The sequence below is a fragment of the Comamonas aquatilis genome (genome assembly GCF_965139575.1).
GTDB lineage: Bacteria > Pseudomonadota > Gammaproteobacteria > Burkholderiales > Burkholderiaceae_C > Comamonas > Comamonas aquatilis.
Genome location: NZ_CBCSIW010000027.1, coordinates 1 through 16,084, shown reverse-complemented (window position 1 = coordinate 16,084; position 16,084 = coordinate 1). Strand labels below are relative to the sequence as shown.

Sequence of the window (16,084 nt, the reverse complement as noted above, 5' to 3'; positions counted from 1 at the left end):
AGTGCAGTGAACGCAGCGGTGTTACCTCAGAACGTGAACCCGGCGATGCTGCTGCTGGAGTTGGGTCATCGCGCTCGGGCTGCACGCAGCAGTGCCGAACTTGGCTTCATGCTGGTCAACGACAGCCGTTTGCTGGCCCCTTATCGTCAAGCCTGCTTATGGCTAAGCCATAGCGGAGTGACTGCGGTGTCCGGTGTGCTGGAGCATGATAAAAATTCGCCTTATGCCCAGTGGTTGAATGAGCTGTGCCGTTTTTTACATGCTCAGCAATCAACGCAAGTGCGCAGCGTCGATCTTTCTCAGCTTCCCCCTGAATTGGCCAAATCCTGGAATGAATGGCTCGGAGCATATGCGGTATGGGTTCCTTTGCTTGAGGACTTGGCGTCGTCTCTTCCCCGTGGCGGGCTGCTACTCTCAGGTTCCCATCCCTTTGAAGCACAGCGCCTTCCACTTCTCGCAGAATGGGGCCATATCTGGTTTCACGCTTATGCGGCATTGAATGCCGGCCAGTCCAGGCTTTGGCGAAAGTCTGTGGCTTCCAGCGCTGTCGCTCAAAAATGGTGGTTGAAGAAGTCCACTTGGGCATTGGGTGGGTTGCTTGTACTAAGTGTTCTACCTGTGCATATGAGCGTTCTGGCGCCAGGGGAGCTGGTTGCTGCTCAGCCCGTGGTTCTCAGAGCGCCCATGGACGGGGTCATAGACCAGATTCATGTTCAACCCAATCAGATCGTGCGCAAAGGTGATCCTCTGTTTGGCTTGGATGAGGCTCAGATCAGCAGTCGCCTGGATGTCGCTCAGCAAGCATTGCTGACCGCCGAAGCCGAATACCGACAATCTGCTCAGTTGGCCCTGGGTGATGCACGTTCCAAAGCGCAACTGGCAGCACTGGTTGGTCGCATTGGCGAGAAGCGCAGCGAGGTGCAATACCTGAATGATCAACGTGATCGCAGCCGGGTGTTGGCGTCTGAAGATGGCATGGTTTTATTTGATTCGCCCATAGAGTGGTTGGGTAAGCCAGTGCAGACTGGCGAGCGGGTAATGCGTATTGCCCGTCCCAATGAGGTGGAAATCGAGGCCTGGGTTCCGGTCAGTGACGCCATTCCTCTGAAGCAAGGCTCTCCCGTGAAACTGTATTTGGCGGCAAACCCCATGGCAGGGCTCGAAGGCAAGCTTAGATACATGGCGTATGACGCCAGCGCCAGGCCTGATGGCAGCTATGCCTATCGGATGCGCGCTGCCATGCCTTTCGATGCGGCGGCACGTATTGGCCTGAAAGGGACGGCCAAGCTGCAAGGTGAATGGGTGCCGCTGGCCTATTGGGTTTTGCGTAAGCCCTGGGCCGTGCTTCGCCAGTTCATTGCTTGGTAGGCGAGCATGAACAATGCATGGCCCTGCCTCCGTGAGGAGCTTGATCTGCTGCCTGGCCCCGTGCTGCCTGACGGTCAGCCGAGCTGGACTTTGCATGACCCGGTGCGCAACCTTTTCTTTCAGCTCGATTGGGCAAGCTTCGAAGTGTTCAAACGCTGGCATTTGGGTGCGGCGCAATCCATTGCGCAGGACATCATCAATCACACGACATTGACACTCCGTGAAGAAGATGTGGCTGCGCTTTTTCAATTTGCACAGCGCAATGACCTGCTAGAGCCTGAGCCGAATAGCGCCGCAAAGCTGGCTCAGCAGTGGCAGTCCAGACGATCAAGCTGGATGCAATGGCTGCTTCACAATTACCTGTTTTTTCGGGTGCCACTGATCAAGCCTGATCGTTGGCTGGGGCGTTGGGCTCCACGGCTGGAGTTCCTCTTTAGCCGTGCTTTCGCCTGGGCCAGCGTGCTGGCTCTGGTCGCGGGACTTTGGGGTGTTTCGCGCTCCTGGGGAGAGTTTACGGCAACCTTGGTTGACTCATTGACTTGGCAGGGTCTGCTGGCCTATGGGCTGACGCTGGGGTTTGTCAAAGTGCTGCATGAACTGGGTCATGGCTTTACGGCCAAACGATTTGGCTGCCGTGTTCCCACCATGGGCATAGCGTTTCTGGTGTTGTGGCCGGTGGCTTACACCGACACTAATGAGGTCTGGAAACTGACTCGACGTGACCAGCGTCTCAAGGTGGCTGGTGCCGGTATCGTGACGGAGCTCGTCATAGCTGCATGGGCCTTGTTGGCATGGGTCTGGTTACCTGATGGTGCGCCAAAGTCCATGGCTTTTCTACTGGCCACCACCACCTGGGTCAGCACCTTGGCCATAAATGCCAGCCCTTTCATGCGCTTTGACGGCTATTTTTTGCTATCGGATTTTTTGCAAATGCCCAACTTGCATTCACGTGCTTTTGCGGTGGCCCGCTGGGATTTGAGAGAAAAGCTCTTCAAGCTTGGTGAACCGGTGCCCGAGTCCTTCACGGATTCAAAACGCCGTTGGCTAATTGTGTTTGCCTGGGCGACCTGGATTTATCGATTGGTCTTATTTCTGGGTATCGCTGCCTTGGTCTATCACTTTTTTATCAAGGCACTGGGCATCTTGCTATTTTTGGTGGAAATTGTGTGGTTTATTGCGAAGCCCCTCTGGTCCGAAATTTCAGCCTGGTACAAGCGCTGGCCGCAGATTGTTCATAGTCGAAGAGCCCGTTGGAGTGCCATAGGGTTGATTGCCCTCATGGTTCTCTGCTGGCTGCCATTGCCTACTCCGGTCCGTACGCAAGGTATGTTGCAATCCGCAGAAGTATGGCCTTTGCATGCGCTGGATGCATCGCAGTTGCAGCAGCAACTGCTGCCAGAAGCACAGATGGCTGAAGTGAATGCGCCGATCTTTATGCTGGATTCGCCGTCTCTAAAAGCTGCTCAAACCCAAAGTGATGCTCAGCAGACGCAGTATTCGCAGCAAATGGCTGCTGCGGGTTTTGACTCCGAACTACGTCGGGATTGGCAGGTTCTGCTGGAGCGCCAAACACAGGCGAGGGCTCAGCAGTTTGCGATAGAAATCGAAGCCAGTCGCTATCGCCTGAGTTCGGCAGGCACGGGTGTGCTGCGAGATGTTGACCCAGACCTTCGCCCTGGTGATTGGCTGGCACGCCATGAATTGTTGGGTAAGGTCGTAGGCGCTCAGTTGGAGATTCTTGCCTATGTGCAGGAGGAAGATGTTCAGCGCATCCGCATAGGAGATGGCGGGATTTTTATCTCCGATGGTGGAGCAGGGCCTGTGCTGGATTTGAAGGTGCGCAGCATTGACCAAGATGCAAGCCGGGTTCTTTCCGAAGCGAGCTTGTCTACGCTGGCCGGAGGCAATATTCCGGTGAGAAGCATGCAAGGTGCGCTCTACCCAGAGCGCCCCGTCTACAGAGTAGTGTTGGATGTGACCACGCAGCCTGGTGAAGACACTGCTTCACAACACCGCTGGCGAGGCAAAGTCAGCATCCATGGCCGCTGGGAGGCTATCGCCTCCCAGTTTGTCAATACAGCGGCAAGCGTGTTTTGGCGAGAGGCTGGTTTTTAGTGTCAGCAAATCTGACTTTTCATGGCAAGGATGGCTGAGTTCTTTATGGACGCATTCATAGTGCTTTCAAAAATTAAGCCCCGATGAACGGGGCTTTGGCTTTTTCTGGGGCGGCGAAGAAAGCGTAGTCTGCTTCTGTCGGTCGGTGGTCAATGCCATCAGCATGCAGGCACGGCGTAGCGCCTGGATGGTGCTCTGGGTTTTGTGGGCTGTGCTGTTTCGCATGATGCTTGTTGTCAGCGGGCTGCCGTGGATTGCGTTGTGCAGCATGGTGCGCTGAGTAGGGATAGCTTGGGGCGGGTTGCGCTGGCTCTGTATGCCATGGCAGCTCCAAAAAGAGAACCCCACTCAGTGAACTGCCCCCCATAAGTTGGATGTCGTCGTCAGAATGGGATGATCTTCTACTGTGCTTTGTTTCTTCCTCGGTAATTTAGATCAGAGGCCGAGTAGTTTTCGCGCTTGCGCCAGTCCATTTGTATCGGTCCGGCGTGATTCGCTGGATAGGTAATACGTTCTTTTTCGCGATTGAGTTCCCACTGCTTAGAGTCCACGACATGGTGAACGGTGGATTCTTTGATTTTGCTCATGAGCGGAACGTGGCCTTCAGTCAAATTTTTGTACCTATGCAAGACAGTACAGGGATAAGCGGGGCGGGCCTAGTGAAATCGTGCGAGGGCAGCCAGGCAGCGGGAATTTCGTTGGAATCATGTCTTCCAATGCGGCTTGAAGAGGCGTCACGAAGAGGCGTCACAAAGAGGTGGTGCGGTAGATTTCGTATCTGTGCTTCTTCCTAGGCTGTTCGGGCTTCGCGTTCTGCCGATTGCGCCATGAAGTACTCTTCAAAGAATTTGACCGGTACAAAAATGATGCTGCGGCCGCTGCGTCGCTCGTATGGCAGCCGCTGCAGAAGTCCGCGATGATCTGCGAGGCGATTCAGCCGCCTCAATCCAGCAGCACGATCGGCATTGGGAACGTTGTGGCTTCACAGCTCCAAGCGATATGCATCGGCCTTGTCTTGCAGATTGGCTCCCAGAATGAGAAAAGCCCGCGTTTAAAGCCGGGCCTGATTGTGAATGCTTGAATGGGGCTTTATGCCCAAGGAAACAACAATGCGTTTTTCGAGAAATTCTCTGATTCGTACTGCTGCTTTAACCGTGGTTGCTGCTGGGGTCGCTGCGGCGGTTTCTGGTTGTGCTGTCTCTGTGCCTAAGGGCATACAGCCGGTCGCTTCTTTTGATGTCAAGCGTTACATGGGCACTTGGTATGAACTAGTGCGCATTGATCATCATTTTGAAAAGGGGTTGACCGAGGTTTCGGCGCACTACAGCCTCAACGACGATGGTACTGTGACAGTCGTTAACCGTGGATATGACGCGGCAAGGAAAGAATGGCGTGAAGCCAATGGCAAGGCTAGCTTGCTGGGAGATCCTAGTTTGGCTGCTCTCAAGGTTTCTTTCTTCGGACCTTTCTATGGCGGCTACAACGTGGTGAGCCTCGACGATGAGTACCAGACCTCTTTGGTGATTGGCGACAGCCTTGACTATTTCTGGTTGCTGTCACGCAGCAAGTCGATTCCTGAGCAGAAGTTCAGGCAGTTGCTTGAAAAGGCCCAGGGCTTTGGCGTAGACCTAAGTCGTGTGCTGGTTGTTGCCCAACAAACACCAACCTTTTAGTAGGGGCGGCTTATAGGTCTCTAGAAAGCAAAAAGCCCGCTCAGTGGCGGGCTGTGTTGGGTGAGATGTGCTCGCTGGCGCTGTAAGGTGGGGCTTTTTTCTACGACCTTCTTGGATCTGAACTTCGATCCATCTAGCCTTGCTTGCCAGCTCTTTGCACTGTAGAGCGTCTTGCTTTGCGCAGCCATGCCGGCTCGTTAAAGTCTTAGACTGGCTTGTCACCTGCTTTGCGAGCCATGACTTGCAGCCGTGCATGCTCTTCCTTTGCTTTGGGTAGGGTTTCGGGCGGAAAACCGATGACGCGCCAGCCTTTGTGCGCAGACACCTGGTCAGCCTTTGCAGCCACGCGCTCCCGCTCCAGAGCTTCGGCCCGCATGACCGCCATCCGGGCGCGCGAAATGGTTTTGCCATGGCAGTTTACGAAAGTCAGACTCATCCAAATCCCAAAAGAAAAGCCAGATCGTTGACTGGCAGCTAGGACCTTTCGTGACAATGCTTTACAGAGCGCGATCGGCAATCTGAATAGACTCGGGCCGGGTTAGTAAAGGGGGAAACTATGAAAAAGCTTTTGACTGTGGCGGCAGTAGTACTAACTCTGGGTGGCTGTGCTGTTTATCATGATCGCGGTGGCTATTACGACGATGGCTACAAGAAGCCACATCCGCATGGCTGCCCGCCTGGGCAAGCCAAGAAAGGCAATTGTTAAACAAAGACCCGCTTCGGCGGGTTTGTCGTTTTTGCGTATGTACGACGTCCCCCCGTTTTCAGTAGCGCTTGGCTTTGGAGTCCGGGGTTAATTTAACTGGTTTTGGATCAGTCGCTGGGCATAGGCCGCAGGGGTCAATCCGCCAAGTACCTTCTTGGGGCGCTCCTCGTTGTATTCCCGGCGCCAAGCTTCGACGATCGCCCGAGCGTGCGCCAGACTGGTGAACCAATGCTCGTTGAGGCATTCATCGCGGAACCGCCCGTTGAATGATTCGATATAGGCGTTCTGGTTAGGCTTGCCCGGCTCGATCAGGAACAGTTGCACGCCACGCACATGCGCCCAACTCACCATTGCTCGGCCACAGAACTCCTTGCCGTTGTCGGTTCTGATCGCCTTGGGCAACCCCCGTGTATTGGCCAACTGCTACAAGATACGCACCAGTTGGTTGCCGCTCAACGCACGCTCCGCCACGATAGCTACCGCCTCGTGTGTAGCGTCATCAATCACGGTCAAGTTCTTGATGCAGCGCCCTTCAGCCGTGCGGTCGAACACAAAGTCCATGGACCACACCTGGTTGGCCTCCGTCGGGCGCTCCAAGGGATGCCGCTCGGCCAGTGCGATCTTTTTGCGCTTGCGCTTCTTCACTTGCAGCCCCGCCTGGGCATACAGGCGATCCACTCGCTTGTGGTTCACCACCTCGCCAGCCTGGCGCAACTTCAGATAGATCATGCCCGCGCCGTAACGTCGATGACGTTGCGCCAAGGCGATGATCTTCTCCCTGAGAATGCAGTTGCGATCCGTCACTGGCTGATAGCGGTAATCGTGGTGATCCCGGCATCCGCTTGGGTTGTTGGGGTAGGGTTGCTTCTTGGTGTTGACGGTTTCCATGGCTGAACTTCTTGAGTTGCAAACCGCAGCCTTGTGCACAAGGCCCTGGTTGGGTTGCCGCGCGTGGTTCTCGATACCTGTTTTCCTGCAGGCGTGCACGGTGGCTGCGTAGCCTGGAGAAGTCCGCTTCAGCTTCCTGATTGACCGCTCAGGCAAGCGAGTGGTGCTCGATTGATCTGGCCCAACTGGGCTTGGCTGGTTCTCGCGTCACCTGTCTTTTGCTGTCTGCCGACAGATTGCGGGGGCAGGACGCTTTCATCAATTACGCCAATTCACCCGAGTTGCTTGTTAAAGACCCAAGGTGCTGGCTCGATCACTTGGCACCCATCGCGGCGGGTTGTTGCTGCGACGGATGAATTGTTTTCCAAGACTGGCGGATCCCCGAAAAGAGCAGGTGCCGACGCCCGAACCGATTGACCCCCCGAACAATGCGCCGCCGGGGAAACCGCCAAGTGACCCAGTCGATCAGCCAAACGTGTAGGCGGAAATGCCAGCGTTGATCAAGCTGTCTCCATTTGCAGGAGACCATCTAAAGTGAGACTATGACTACATCAACGCACTTCAAGGAGAGCGGCGATGTCTACCTTCATGTTGCAATTGGTTGGTCTGTGGGTGGTGGCGGTGCTTGTGGCCTGGGTGATCTACGAAGTCAGAGAAGACTGGGTGTAAAAAAGCCCGCTCAGGGCGGACTTTGGCTGGTGGTTATCTCGCTATCAGGCATCGATTCTGAATCTTTGCCCAACACTGCCACGTTCAAAAAACCATCGAATCAGGCCCTACTGAGCCAGCTACGCGGAAGATGCATTCCACCTCCTCTTTGGGGATGGTCATAGGGGCGTACCCGTTATTGATACTCCGCAACTGGATTTCGTCGCCTCGGATCCAGTTGAGCTCCTTAAGCAAACACTTTCCGTTGAGCAGTTTCACAACCACGTCGCGACCAGGCTGTGCCTCAATGCTTGGCGTGATGACCACGAACTCTCCGGCGCGGTATCGCGGGTGCATGGAGTCGCCCTTGATGCGCAGGGCATAGGCATTGGGGTCACCAGTCCAGTATTCGACCCATCCATCAGGCACCACGTCCTGAACCAGATAGCCGTCGTCTCCTCCGCGCACGCTTCCTGTGATTGGCACTCTTCTTGATTTTTTAAGTTCTAGGGCTGGCTCGACGTTGGAATGCACAAGGCCACCCCATGTGGGAGGCGCGTATCCAGTTGCCTTGGCTATTGCTTCGATTTGTTCGAGCTTTGGTTCGTGCTTGCCTGTTTCCCAGTGGCCGACATTGGCCTTCGTACGGCCCACCGCCTCGCCCAGTTTCTCTTGGGTCCAACCAGCGTGCTGACGCGCAGCCTTGATCCAGTCTTTGATATCCATGGCGTGATCGTATAGATTTTCTATACTTCAATTGGCTAGTAATACTTGCCTCTAAAGACTAGAAATGCTAGTCTCAAGGGTATGAAACATCCGATTGAGAAAGCGGCTGAAATCGCCGGTTCAGAGAAAGCGTTAGCTGATTGGCTTGGCGTAACCAAAGCGGCTGTTTGGCAATGGAAACAGGAAGGGCGCAGGACCCCGATTGAGCATTGCCCCGAAATTGAGCGTCGCACCAGCGGTGCCGTGACGCGCCGCGACTTGCGCCCCAATGACTGGGCAGATCTGGCCCGAACTCGCCGCTCAACCCCAAACCATGCCCGAGCTGGCGCAGCCCTCCACCCCGACCAAGGAGGTGGGCCATGAGTGAGATACGCCAAGCCAAGAGGCCGGCGCCGCTGCCGATGCACTGGGCAATTCGGTCTGCTCGTATGGATCGAAAGTTTGACCAGTTGATGGCAGGGGCGCGCGCTCTTGAAGAGCAGACGAAATCTATGCCGCAGTTTTTTGCGCCACGGGCCAAAGCTGATGATTTTGAACTCGCTCGTGCACGCTCGGAGGCAAGGTACCCCGAAGAAAATCCCAGTAGGACTCCAGCAGCGCATCTCCAGTCGAAAAATTCAGTAGCAGGGCTTCTGTTCGAAGTGTTTGAGGAGCGAGTGCAGCAATGAGTGCATCTGTTCCCCCATCCATTTTTATGAGCGCGGTGGCAATGGTTGTGTTCGCCGTAATCATCGCCAGCAATTGGACCTGTAGCGCTGAAATCTCTTCGATACGTTTCGCTTGCTCGGCAAGCAGTTGCTTCAGCGTTTCTTCGCTCATCTCCGCAATCCCTTTGGTTGTTGTTTGTGCAAGCAACTACAGCATAGCCCACGGTACGGCTGGCACCTTGGCCTTGACAAGTTCGCCGGCGTGGATCGCGGCGCCATGCGGCCCAATAGCGAGCATGCACTCATCAATCCGACAAGTGGCTTCACTGTGATTTCGGTGATCCGCTGTCCTTTGGCGGGTAGCGGTGAATCAGCTGTGTCAGGCGGTCAGGTATGGGGCAGTATTGGCCCAGCAGATGGCACAACGCCTGGTTTGAGGATCAGCGAGTCCACTGGTCGGCCGTTATTGCGTGCAGGCGGAGTGTCGATCACCGCCAATCCGCCCGACATAGATTTGCGCGATGGTGCATTCCATATCATCCGGTGCTCTCTTGATGTCGCAAGCATGAGGCTGCGGATTAACGTGGACAAGGGGCGGGCCTCTCAGGTGGCAGTGCTTACCGCACCGTTGCCTGTTGTAGATCCCGCCGTCCCCAATGCACTCGCACCTATTTTGGGGCTGCAGCTTACTTCAGCTGGTGCGGGCACATTCCCTTGTTATGGGCAGCACGCGTCGCATCTGTATTTCAACTCAGGAGCGCTCAGCCTGTCTGAGCTGAGCGCAGTTGAGAATTACCTCGCGGCTAGGTACGGCGTAGTTCTGGTTTGATGCTCGCAGGGGCTTATGGACGCATGCTCTGAGGAATGTTCAAGATATTCCCAGGGCGTCCATCTTCCTTGAATAGCCCGTAGCTGTCGTTGCGGGTTCTGCCTGGTTCGTTAAAGGCATTCCAGATCATCATTGCAGGCACTTTCCCTGGGTGCTGTGAGACAGCAGCTGCAGCATTGGAGAAGCCTTGCTGCACACGCTTTGAACCCATGCGGTCTTCTGCGAAACCAAGCTCTCCAAGAATCACTTGGTCGCAAGTTTTCAGAAGGCGAGGCAGGTCCTGGTCGAGCGCATTGCGGTTGGTGCTGTTGTAGGAAGAGAAGGAGCACAGAGGTCTTCGGCCTTCTCTTTCAAGCGCTTTGAAGACGGTTTTGTTTTCATCACAGGACACCTTGCAGCGGCTGGGAACGAGATCCGCGATGTTGAACTCTGGTGCATGCTGAACGTCGAGAGCGGGGTGTGATTTTCGGAACTCGGTAACCACCGAGTCACGCAGCTTCATCCAACTGACAAAGTTGTCTAGCCGGCGGTCCAAACCTTTGCCGTCGCCTGTGTCGCAGTCGCTGGCAACCTTCTGAGAGCGGATGTACTGAAATACCCCGCCGCAGTAGACCATGTTGTCTCCCTCCCAGTTGGAGATCACAACTTTGACAGGTCTTCCGCTGAAGTGTGTCTGCAACTGACGCAAGGCGTCATTTAGCTCGGCTGAAATGCCTTTTCGAGATGCGCTATCCAATCCTGATACGACAACGTTGCGCGCAGAGTTTTCGTGGAAAGTCACCATGAGAACTTTTAAGCGCTTGTCACTAAAAACTGGGTGGTTCAGCGCTTGCCCGAGATAGCAGCCCATCGGCGTCTCGCGGTTGCATTGGGTCTTGTCGAGGCCGAGTTCCTTGATGCTGTTGTTGGAGACAGTGAACCTGATCGCTTCAAACCCCTGATCCAACAGAAATTGAACAGATCTGTGGAACCTGTCCAAGCCTTCTCCTGAGTTCAACATGCCGCCCCAGAGGTAGGCCCCGACTTTGGTCCCCTCTGGAACAGTGGGCTGATTGGGGTTGAACGCGTTGGCAAGAAGTGCAAGTCCAGAGAGCCATGCCGCAAAGGCGAGTTTCAGTATTTTGTTCATTGAGAGTCATCTCCGCTAAGAGTGGGAGTCTAGATGATTCAGCACTTTGAATACCTCACCACTTCCGTATTGGAAGTGCCCGCTTCGGCGGGCTTTTTATTGATCGGCAGGGATTGAATCAATTGGATCTATATACATATGGTCATTGATTTTGCTTGGGTTATTTTCTAGCCTAGTCATATGCCGCCATCTGTTTGTGGCGAGCGCGGGTGCGGCTTGGCCACTCTGTGTGGATGGTTGCGGAAAGATTTTTCCTGCATGTAGAGATGCTTTAAATTTATTCATTGAAATTACGTCAATTTTCTGTATGTGAGTGCTCCCTTAATTGATTGCGGTTTGATTTTATTGGCGATTTTCTTACCCTAAGTCATCTGATTCTGACAGTGATTCCTTTGGGTTTTACTATCTGTTACATCAGAAATAGTTGTGCGATAAAGGTTACAGATTCAATAGAAAGGGCCTGCGATGACATATTTTCTGCTGACGCTCGGAGTATTGATCGCTCTAGCTGTGAGATCTGCTGTGCAAGATATGGAAGCAGGAGACTATTAAAACCTGGCTCTGAATTCGATAAAAAAAACCAAACCGCCCTCGGGCGGTTTTTTTATTGATTGCTGAAAGTCAAGTGTTTCTCCATAGCATTTGGCTCAACGTAGATTTACGCGCCCAAGGAGGGGTGAATGGATAACAACTGGACTGACCAACTGCTGCCAAAGGTGCCAGGCATCCTCGGTAGCGCAGGAGCGCTTATGTGGATGCAGGGAACCTGGTCGCGCAAAGCGGCGATGTTGGTGCTGGGCATTGCCGCCAGCAATTACGGAACACCCGATTTTGTGCAGGCAACAGGCCTATCCGAAGGGCTGGGTGGGTTTTTGGTGGGGATGTTCTCAATGACGGCGGGCGATTGGGCTTTTCGCGCCTGGGACCAATTCGCCCTGGGCCCGCTGCTCAATGAGTGGGTGCGCAAGCGCCTGGGCCTGCCGCCGAAGGATGGAGGTGCGGTGTGACGGCAATCACAGCAGGCCACGCCGGCGGCAAAAATGTGCTGGCATGGGGGGAGGGGACGGATAACGGGCGTCAGCCAATCCGCGACCGAGGCTATGACGTGTTGGTGGGTGGAGGGCAATTCTCTGGCTACGCGGACCACCCGCGTCAGCTCATTGACTTGCCGCGTCTCAAGATCAAGAGCACGGCCGCCGGCCGCTATCAATTGCTGAGCCGATACTTCGACGCTTACAAGCGCCTGCTGGGGCTCAAGGATTTCTCGCCGCTGTCGCAGGACCTGATTGCCATTCAGCAGATCCGCGAGCGTCGCGCACTGCCGTTTGGCCTGGCCAGTTGCAGGCATCCGTGCAGTGCTGGGGGTGCAGTAATGAGCGGCGCCATCCAGACCATTACAGGTGCAGGCCAAGCGCCTGTCACCATGAGCAGCCGCGAGATTGGATGCCGTCATTCCGTCTGCTGGCGCTGCTGAACTGCCGCAGCAGTCCGGCCCTGATGCCCGCAGAGCATTCGAGCAAGCCATGCAGCAGTACCGAACGCAGTACGGCGGCCAAGGTCCTAACGTCAACGCGGCGGCTGCCACACCAGCACAGCAGCAACCCCCAACCTACGCTCAGCCTGGACAGCAATCTAATCCTTCGGGAGCAGACCCTCGCGCCGCATTCGAAGCCGCGATGCGCGACTACAAGGCCAAAACACCAGCGCCAGCAGTCTCGGCAACGAGACAGGCGGTGCAGCAGGCGACCCGCGGCCCAGTCATGCCAGAGATGCACCGCCAGGCAGTAAAGGATGCAATCGAGGCGGGCTACAAGCAGCCACCGAGCCAGGCAAAGCCATCGACGGTAAATCGTGTGCTTGATGGCGCTTTGGACCGAGCAAAGCTCAATGCAGAGCTGACGCTAAGCAACCAGCAGGCCTCCAACAATTTGGCTCGCCGTGCAGTTGGATTGCCCGAGGGGGCGGAGCTATCCCGCCAGTCTCTGGCCAACCTGCGCCAGCAGGCAGGGCAGAGTTACGAGGCGCTCCGTAATTTGGGTCCCATCACCCCAGATAAGGCATTTAGAACTGAGCTCAGAGACATCGGCAAGCAATACGCCAACACCAAGAACAGCTTCCCTGGATTGGTCCCGGATAACGGGGTGGCCAAGATTGTGAAGGGCGCTAACGTCAAGACGATGGATAGCAGCTCTGCTGTCGATGCCATCAGGACTTTGCGTGAAAGAGCTGGTGACCTGTTTGCGGCCGGCAATCAGACCGCCGGCCGAGCAGCGCGAAAAACTGCGACAGCTATTGAGAACCAGCTCGAGCGCCACCTGCAAGGGACAGGAAACGAAGCAGCTGTGCAGGCATTCAGGGATGCGCGGCAGCAAATTGCCCGGGTGCACGAGTTGGAGCGGGTATTGACGCCATCGGGGAACATCGATGCCAAAGCATTGGGTGCGGCTCTTAAAAGAGGCAAGCCGCTCACTGGCGACATGCTGTCCATTGCTCAAGCTGGCCGAACATTCCCCACGGTGATGCGCACACCTGAAGTGGTTGGAAGCGTGCCAAGCCTTGGTTTCTTTGATGCTGTGGTGCCTGCAACTCTAGGGGCGACAACTGGCAATGTCGGGGCCATGGGGCTCATCTTGGCAAGGCCGGCCATGCGCGGTCTTCTGTCGAGCAACAGGATGCAGCAAAGCCTGCTTTCGCCAGTCACACCGGTCTCGCCCAGTATTGGGTTTCAACCCGGCCTGCTGTCAGCCCCTATATCAGCTGCTGGCGCCAGACGATGAGGTGAGGTGGTCAAGGTAGGCTTTGGCCGCCTTGTACCGCCTGGCATACGGAGCGCGAACCAGCAGCGCCAGCGCTGCACCGACCGTAACGCCGATGAGCGCATTCTGGGACAGCATGAACGCAAAGCCTGCCCAGCCCACCCCAAGAATGCCAGCCAGGTTGTCGGCCACCTTCTTAACTTGGTAGAGCTTGTCCACCTCGTATTCGGTCGGTGTCTCTTCGCGCATTACATCTCCTTGAGGTGTGTCTTGGGGCAGGATTCACCTGCGACTGCTGTCGAACTTCGATGCGCATCACGCGCGAGAGATAGCAGGTGATGTGCGCGATAGCTATGAGCAGCCGATTTTTCTAAATTAGACCGGTTTAGGTCATTCGCCGCTTGAACTCTTCCAACAACTTGATGAGCTCGTCTGCTTGAGCAGCAGACGTTGCGACTGGATAGTCGCCCACTATGGCTCGAATCACATCATGGTGGTCGATATATAGCAGGTGTGTCTCTGCATAGTCTTTGAAATCCGAGGGCGGAACGGCACTCAGTGTGGGAATGTCCATAACCTCGTTTTCGTGACCATCGATTTTTACTGACATCCATCCTGTGTAAGTCATATCGCCCCCTTATTCTGTGAAGTCTAATTCTATGAGCGTGGTCTACAGGGCAGGGTAAGGCGGGGCCTGTTAAGAAAAGTTATGGTTCAAAGACCAGAACCTTGGTGTGCATCGCGGCACGCACGCGGACAGAACTTGTCAAAACTTGACATTGACAACGCTTGCGGACAGCTCAATTACGGCCCCTCCGAGTGGTGGCTCTAGGGACAGGTTGGGGTGATGTCCACGGCAAGATTGCTGTAAGAGCACCCAAAGATTACCCGAGGGCCTGAGCAAGCAATTACCTTAATGTTTAGACGCCAGCGCACTAAGGTGAAGGGCGAGGGTCGAGCAACTGCAATGCTGCCATCACCTACTTGATAAAACTTGAAATTGCAGCGCTGCACATGTTGAGAAATGTTGAGGCTGAAGAACCTTTGCCGACATGAGAAAACCTGAAGTCGTCCCAGCATTTCTTTATGCCTCGAGCGCGAGGAGCTTGATAAAACTTCAGTTTTCCGGCGACGTTCGAGTGCAATACGCGCGCGTGACTGTCAGCTCTTGCCCGCCTCTTCCACGCGCCCCAGTCGCCCGCACTTGAAAAACAATCAATGAAAATCAAATTGAAGGACTAGCAAGGTTTTTGCGAGAAGTGGGCATCGTTAACCCAACTCGGAGGGGGAGGTGCTTATTCAAATCCGTGAAATTGCCTGTGCCACTTTAAGAAAGCTCTCATGCCTTCATGCTGCTGTCTTAGGCGCATATCCTCTTTTAGGTGCAAAGCCTCCATCGAGTGGGCGCTCAGATTGCGGTGAAGCAAAACCTTGAAGTCGTCCCCAAAACTGATTAGCCCTGAATCGAAGGCCTTATCGAGTGTTGGGCTCAGCAGGATTCCGTTGTCTACGGAGAGGCGCTCATCGTCGGTGGACACGCTCCACGGTTTGATATGAGAGGCAATTAGCAGCGTCTTCTCGCGGCAGTCGTTTATGGCGCAGCCCTTCCAGCGCCGCAGAAGCTGGCGCCGGTAGGCGCTTTGACCGATGCGCACTTTGACCAGTGCATCCTTTTCTGTGGCTGATAGTGGCGGTTGTGCGTTGTCCAGCCAGCGGTAGAACTCGACTAGGCTAGGCTCCAGTGAATCGCTTGAAGGCTCTGTGCCGTTCACTCTATAAAACTCGAACCAGTCATCAATTTGAGCTGGTGTCGGGCCGCTGCGCCTTTTGAAGCTCTTGATTAGTTCAATGGGTACCCTCGCTTCATCGAAACGCTTCTCTGCACCTGGGGCGGGCCGAATGACCGTCGCTGTAGATGTGTCTTTTTCATGGGGGCGCGCGCCGATTCCCATAGGGGAAGTCTTCCAGACCAATACAGCAAGTGCTAGGCCGTCTTCTTTCCGCCTAAGTGGAGTACCCCATCGACCCTCGCTGAGCAACCTGTGCGCACCTTTTGGGCCAGTAATTGCATTGTCCTGGGACTCGAAGGGTGCCAGCCTCCAGGAGTTGTATTCGTGTACCGCGGCAAACCGCCAGTTCATTTGGGCTTTAGACATGAGCAGACCTCTCCCTCTCTGTTTGGTAATGAGTGCACTGCCTCACTTTGGCATTATGAAGAGAGCCTTGACCAGCTGCTTTTGACTGGACGTTGCTGGTTTTTTGTTGGTTATTTTTTTGCGTATTTAAGCCGATGGTGGACTTATGACCGACACAATCAACGCGAAACAGTGCGCAGAACTGCTTTTCTGTGATGTAACGACCATCGAAGCACTCGCCAGAAAAGGAGAGCTGCCTGGACTGAAGTTTGGCCGTGGCTGGGTATTTTTTCGCACCGACCTGCTTTTGTACCTCGCAGAGCGGGCTAGGCAAGCTGCAGAACGGAGGTGCGGATAAAAACTTGGACTGGTTTTATGCGGCTAGGCCAAGCTTGTGCCGGTATTCCACAGGACTTAAACGTCCCAGAGATACTTTGATACGTTTTTCGTTGTACCAACGAATA

Annotated in this window: 16 protein-coding genes and 2 pseudogenes; 8 read left to right on the top strand and 10 right to left on the bottom strand. The window is 54.9% G+C overall.

Annotation, left to right across the window (positions count from 1 at the left end; translation table 11 throughout):
• Positions 1-6 precede the first annotated feature (6 nt).
• Together ACNAZA_RS20590 and ACNAZA_RS20585 are read left to right on the top strand one after the other, a co-directional pair.
• On the top strand, positions 7-1,368 hold the full coding sequence (locus ACNAZA_RS20590; protein ID WP_415798365.1) for an efflux RND transporter periplasmic adaptor subunit: 1,362 nt from the start codon (positions 7-9) through the stop codon (positions 1,366-1,368).
• A gap of 6 nt (positions 1,369-1,374) precedes the next feature.
• Complete coding sequence (locus ACNAZA_RS20585; protein WP_415798364.1) at positions 1,375-3,483, top strand: site-2 protease family protein; 2,109 nt, start codon at positions 1,375-1,377, stop codon at positions 3,481-3,483.
• 401 nt (positions 3,484-3,884) lie between these two features.
• Here the strand turns inward: ACNAZA_RS20585 and ACNAZA_RS20580 are convergent, their stop codons facing one another.
• Positions 3,885-4,070 carry a hypothetical protein gene (locus ACNAZA_RS20580; RefSeq protein WP_415798363.1) on the bottom strand — a complete coding sequence of 62 codons (186 nt, stop codon included), beginning with the start codon at positions 4,068-4,070 and terminating at the stop codon, positions 3,885-3,887.
• A 504-nt stretch (positions 4,071-4,574) separates the two neighbouring features.
• Here ACNAZA_RS20580 and ACNAZA_RS20575 point away from each other — a divergent pair.
• On the top strand, positions 4,575-5,156 hold the full coding sequence (locus ACNAZA_RS20575; RefSeq protein ID WP_415798362.1) for a lipocalin family protein: 582 nt from the start codon (positions 4,575-4,577) through the stop codon (positions 5,154-5,156).
• Positions 5,157-5,361: 205 nt separating this feature from the next.
• On the opposite strand, the gene ACNAZA_RS20570 is transcribed toward ACNAZA_RS20575, so the two are convergent.
• The 3 genes and pseudogenes from ACNAZA_RS20570 to ACNAZA_RS20560 all read right to left on the bottom strand — a co-directional run bounded on the left by ACNAZA_RS20570 (position 5,362) and on the right by ACNAZA_RS20560 (position 8,124).
• On the bottom strand, positions 5,362-5,592 hold the full coding sequence (locus ACNAZA_RS20570; RefSeq protein ID WP_415798361.1) for a hypothetical protein: 231 nt from the start codon (positions 5,590-5,592) through the stop codon (positions 5,362-5,364).
• Between the two features lie 347 nt (positions 5,593-5,939).
• Positions 5,940-6,678 (bottom strand): annotated as a pseudogene (locus ACNAZA_RS20565) (IS3 family transposase); the annotation flags it as partial.
• An 825-nt stretch (positions 6,679-7,503) separates the two neighbouring features.
• The gene (locus tag ACNAZA_RS20560) at positions 7,504-8,124 is read right to left on the bottom strand and encodes a LexA family protein (RefSeq protein ID WP_415798360.1); all 621 of its coding nucleotides are present in this window, start codon (positions 8,122-8,124) and stop codon (positions 7,504-7,506) included.
• A gap of 81 nt (positions 8,125-8,205) precedes the next feature.
• On the opposite strand from ACNAZA_RS20560, the pseudogene ACNAZA_RS20555 reads away from it, so the two are divergent.
• Positions 8,206-8,343, top strand: a pseudogene (locus ACNAZA_RS20555) (YdaS family helix-turn-helix protein); the annotation flags it as partial.
• Between the two features lie 270 nt (positions 8,344-8,613).
• Here ACNAZA_RS20555 and ACNAZA_RS20550 read toward each other — a convergent pair.
• A complete protein-coding gene (locus tag ACNAZA_RS20550) occupies positions 8,614-8,943 on the bottom strand; it encodes a hypothetical protein (protein ID WP_415798359.1) in 330 nt (109 codons plus the stop codon).
• A 670-nt stretch (positions 8,944-9,613) separates the two neighbouring features.
• Positions 9,614-10,729, bottom strand: a complete 1,116-nt coding sequence (locus ACNAZA_RS20545; RefSeq protein WP_415798358.1) for a hypothetical protein — start codon at positions 10,727-10,729, stop codon at positions 9,614-9,616.
• A 680-nt stretch (positions 10,730-11,409) separates the two neighbouring features.
• Here ACNAZA_RS20545 and ACNAZA_RS20540 point away from each other — a divergent pair.
• The 3 genes from ACNAZA_RS20540 to ACNAZA_RS20530 all read left to right on the top strand — a co-directional run bounded on the left by ACNAZA_RS20540 (position 11,410) and on the right by ACNAZA_RS20530 (position 13,506).
• Positions 11,410-11,736: a hypothetical protein gene (locus ACNAZA_RS20540; protein WP_415798357.1), complete on the top strand. Its 327-nt coding sequence runs from the start codon at positions 11,410-11,412 to the stop codon at positions 11,734-11,736.
• Positions 11,733-12,203 (top strand): glycoside hydrolase family 24 protein, encoded by a 471-nt coding sequence (locus ACNAZA_RS20535; RefSeq protein ID WP_415798356.1) that lies wholly within the window; start codon positions 11,733-11,735, stop codon positions 12,201-12,203. Before ACNAZA_RS20540 ends, ACNAZA_RS20535 begins: the two co-directional genes overlap by 4 nt.
• A gap of 202 nt (positions 12,204-12,405) precedes the next feature.
• Positions 12,406-13,506, top strand: coding sequence for a hypothetical protein (locus ACNAZA_RS20530; RefSeq protein ID WP_415798355.1), 1,101 nt, complete (start codon positions 12,406-12,408; stop codon positions 13,504-13,506).
• Here the strand turns inward: ACNAZA_RS20530 and ACNAZA_RS20525 are convergent.
• The 3 genes from ACNAZA_RS20525 to ACNAZA_RS20515 form a co-directional block, all read right to left on the bottom strand.
• Complete coding sequence (locus ACNAZA_RS20525) at positions 13,483-13,734, bottom strand: Rossmann-fold NAD(P)-binding domain-containing protein (RefSeq protein WP_415798354.1); 252 nt, start codon at positions 13,732-13,734, stop codon at positions 13,483-13,485. The genes ACNAZA_RS20530 and ACNAZA_RS20525 overlap by 24 nt on opposite strands.
• 136 nt (positions 13,735-13,870) lie before the next feature.
• Positions 13,871-14,113, bottom strand: coding sequence for a hypothetical protein (locus ACNAZA_RS20520; RefSeq protein WP_415798353.1), 243 nt, complete (start codon positions 14,111-14,113; stop codon positions 13,871-13,873).
• 667 nt (positions 14,114-14,780) lie between these two features.
• Positions 14,781-15,641, bottom strand: coding sequence for an HNH endonuclease (locus ACNAZA_RS20515; RefSeq protein ID WP_415798352.1), 861 nt, complete (start codon positions 15,639-15,641; stop codon positions 14,781-14,783).
• A 145-nt stretch (positions 15,642-15,786) separates the two neighbouring features.
• Here ACNAZA_RS20515 and ACNAZA_RS20510 point away from each other — a divergent pair, with 145 nt between their 5' ends.
• Positions 15,787-15,978 carry a helix-turn-helix domain-containing protein gene (locus ACNAZA_RS20510; RefSeq protein WP_415798351.1) on the top strand — a complete coding sequence of 64 codons (192 nt, stop codon included), beginning with the start codon at positions 15,787-15,789 and terminating at the stop codon, positions 15,976-15,978.
• 15 nt (positions 15,979-15,993) lie between these two features.
• Here the strand turns inward: ACNAZA_RS20510 and ACNAZA_RS20505 are convergent.
• A partial coding sequence (locus ACNAZA_RS20505; RefSeq protein WP_415797097.1) for an IS3 family transposase occupies positions 15,994-16,084 on the bottom strand: 91 nt, incomplete at its 5' end.

Excerpts from the sequence above, each read along its gene's own strand:
- ACNAZA_RS20570 (WP_415798361.1), bottom strand. The coding sequence starts at position 5,592 with ATGAGTCTGACTTTCGTAAACTGCCATGGCAAAACCATTTCGCGCGCC.
- ACNAZA_RS20560 (WP_415798360.1), bottom strand. The coding sequence starts at position 8,124 with ATGGATATCAAAGACTGGATCAAGGCTGCGCGTCAGCACGCTGGTTGG.
- ACNAZA_RS20530 (WP_415798355.1), top strand. The coding sequence starts at position 12,406 with ATGCGCGACTACAAGGCCAAAACACCAGCGCCAGCAGTCTCGGCAACG.
- ACNAZA_RS20515 (WP_415798352.1), bottom strand. The coding sequence starts at position 15,641 with ATGTCTAAAGCCCAAATGAACTGGCGGTTTGCCGCGGTACACGAATAC.
- ACNAZA_RS20550 (WP_415798359.1), bottom strand. The coding sequence starts at position 8,943 with ATGAGCGAAGAAACGCTGAAGCAACTGCTTGCCGAGCAAGCGAAACGT.
- ACNAZA_RS20540 (WP_415798357.1), top strand. The coding sequence starts at position 11,410 with ATGGATAACAACTGGACTGACCAACTGCTGCCAAAGGTGCCAGGCATC.
- ACNAZA_RS20520 (WP_415798353.1), bottom strand. The coding sequence starts at position 14,113 with ATGACTTACACAGGATGGATGTCAGTAAAAATCGATGGTCACGAAAAC.
- ACNAZA_RS20525 (WP_415798354.1), bottom strand. The coding sequence starts at position 13,734 with ATGCGCGAAGAGACACCGACCGAATACGAGGTGGACAAGCTCTACCAA.
- ACNAZA_RS20585 (WP_415798364.1), top strand. The coding sequence starts at position 1,375 with ATGAACAATGCATGGCCCTGCCTCCGTGAGGAGCTTGATCTGCTGCCT.
- ACNAZA_RS20510 (WP_415798351.1), top strand. The coding sequence starts at position 15,787 with ATGACCGACACAATCAACGCGAAACAGTGCGCAGAACTGCTTTTCTGT.
- ACNAZA_RS20580 (WP_415798363.1), bottom strand. The coding sequence starts at position 4,070 with ATGAGCAAAATCAAAGAATCCACCGTTCACCATGTCGTGGACTCTAAG.
- ACNAZA_RS20575 (WP_415798362.1), top strand. The coding sequence starts at position 4,575 with ATGCCCAAGGAAACAACAATGCGTTTTTCGAGAAATTCTCTGATTCGT.
- ACNAZA_RS20545 (WP_415798358.1), bottom strand. The coding sequence starts at position 10,729 with ATGAACAAAATACTGAAACTCGCCTTTGCGGCATGGCTCTCTGGACTT.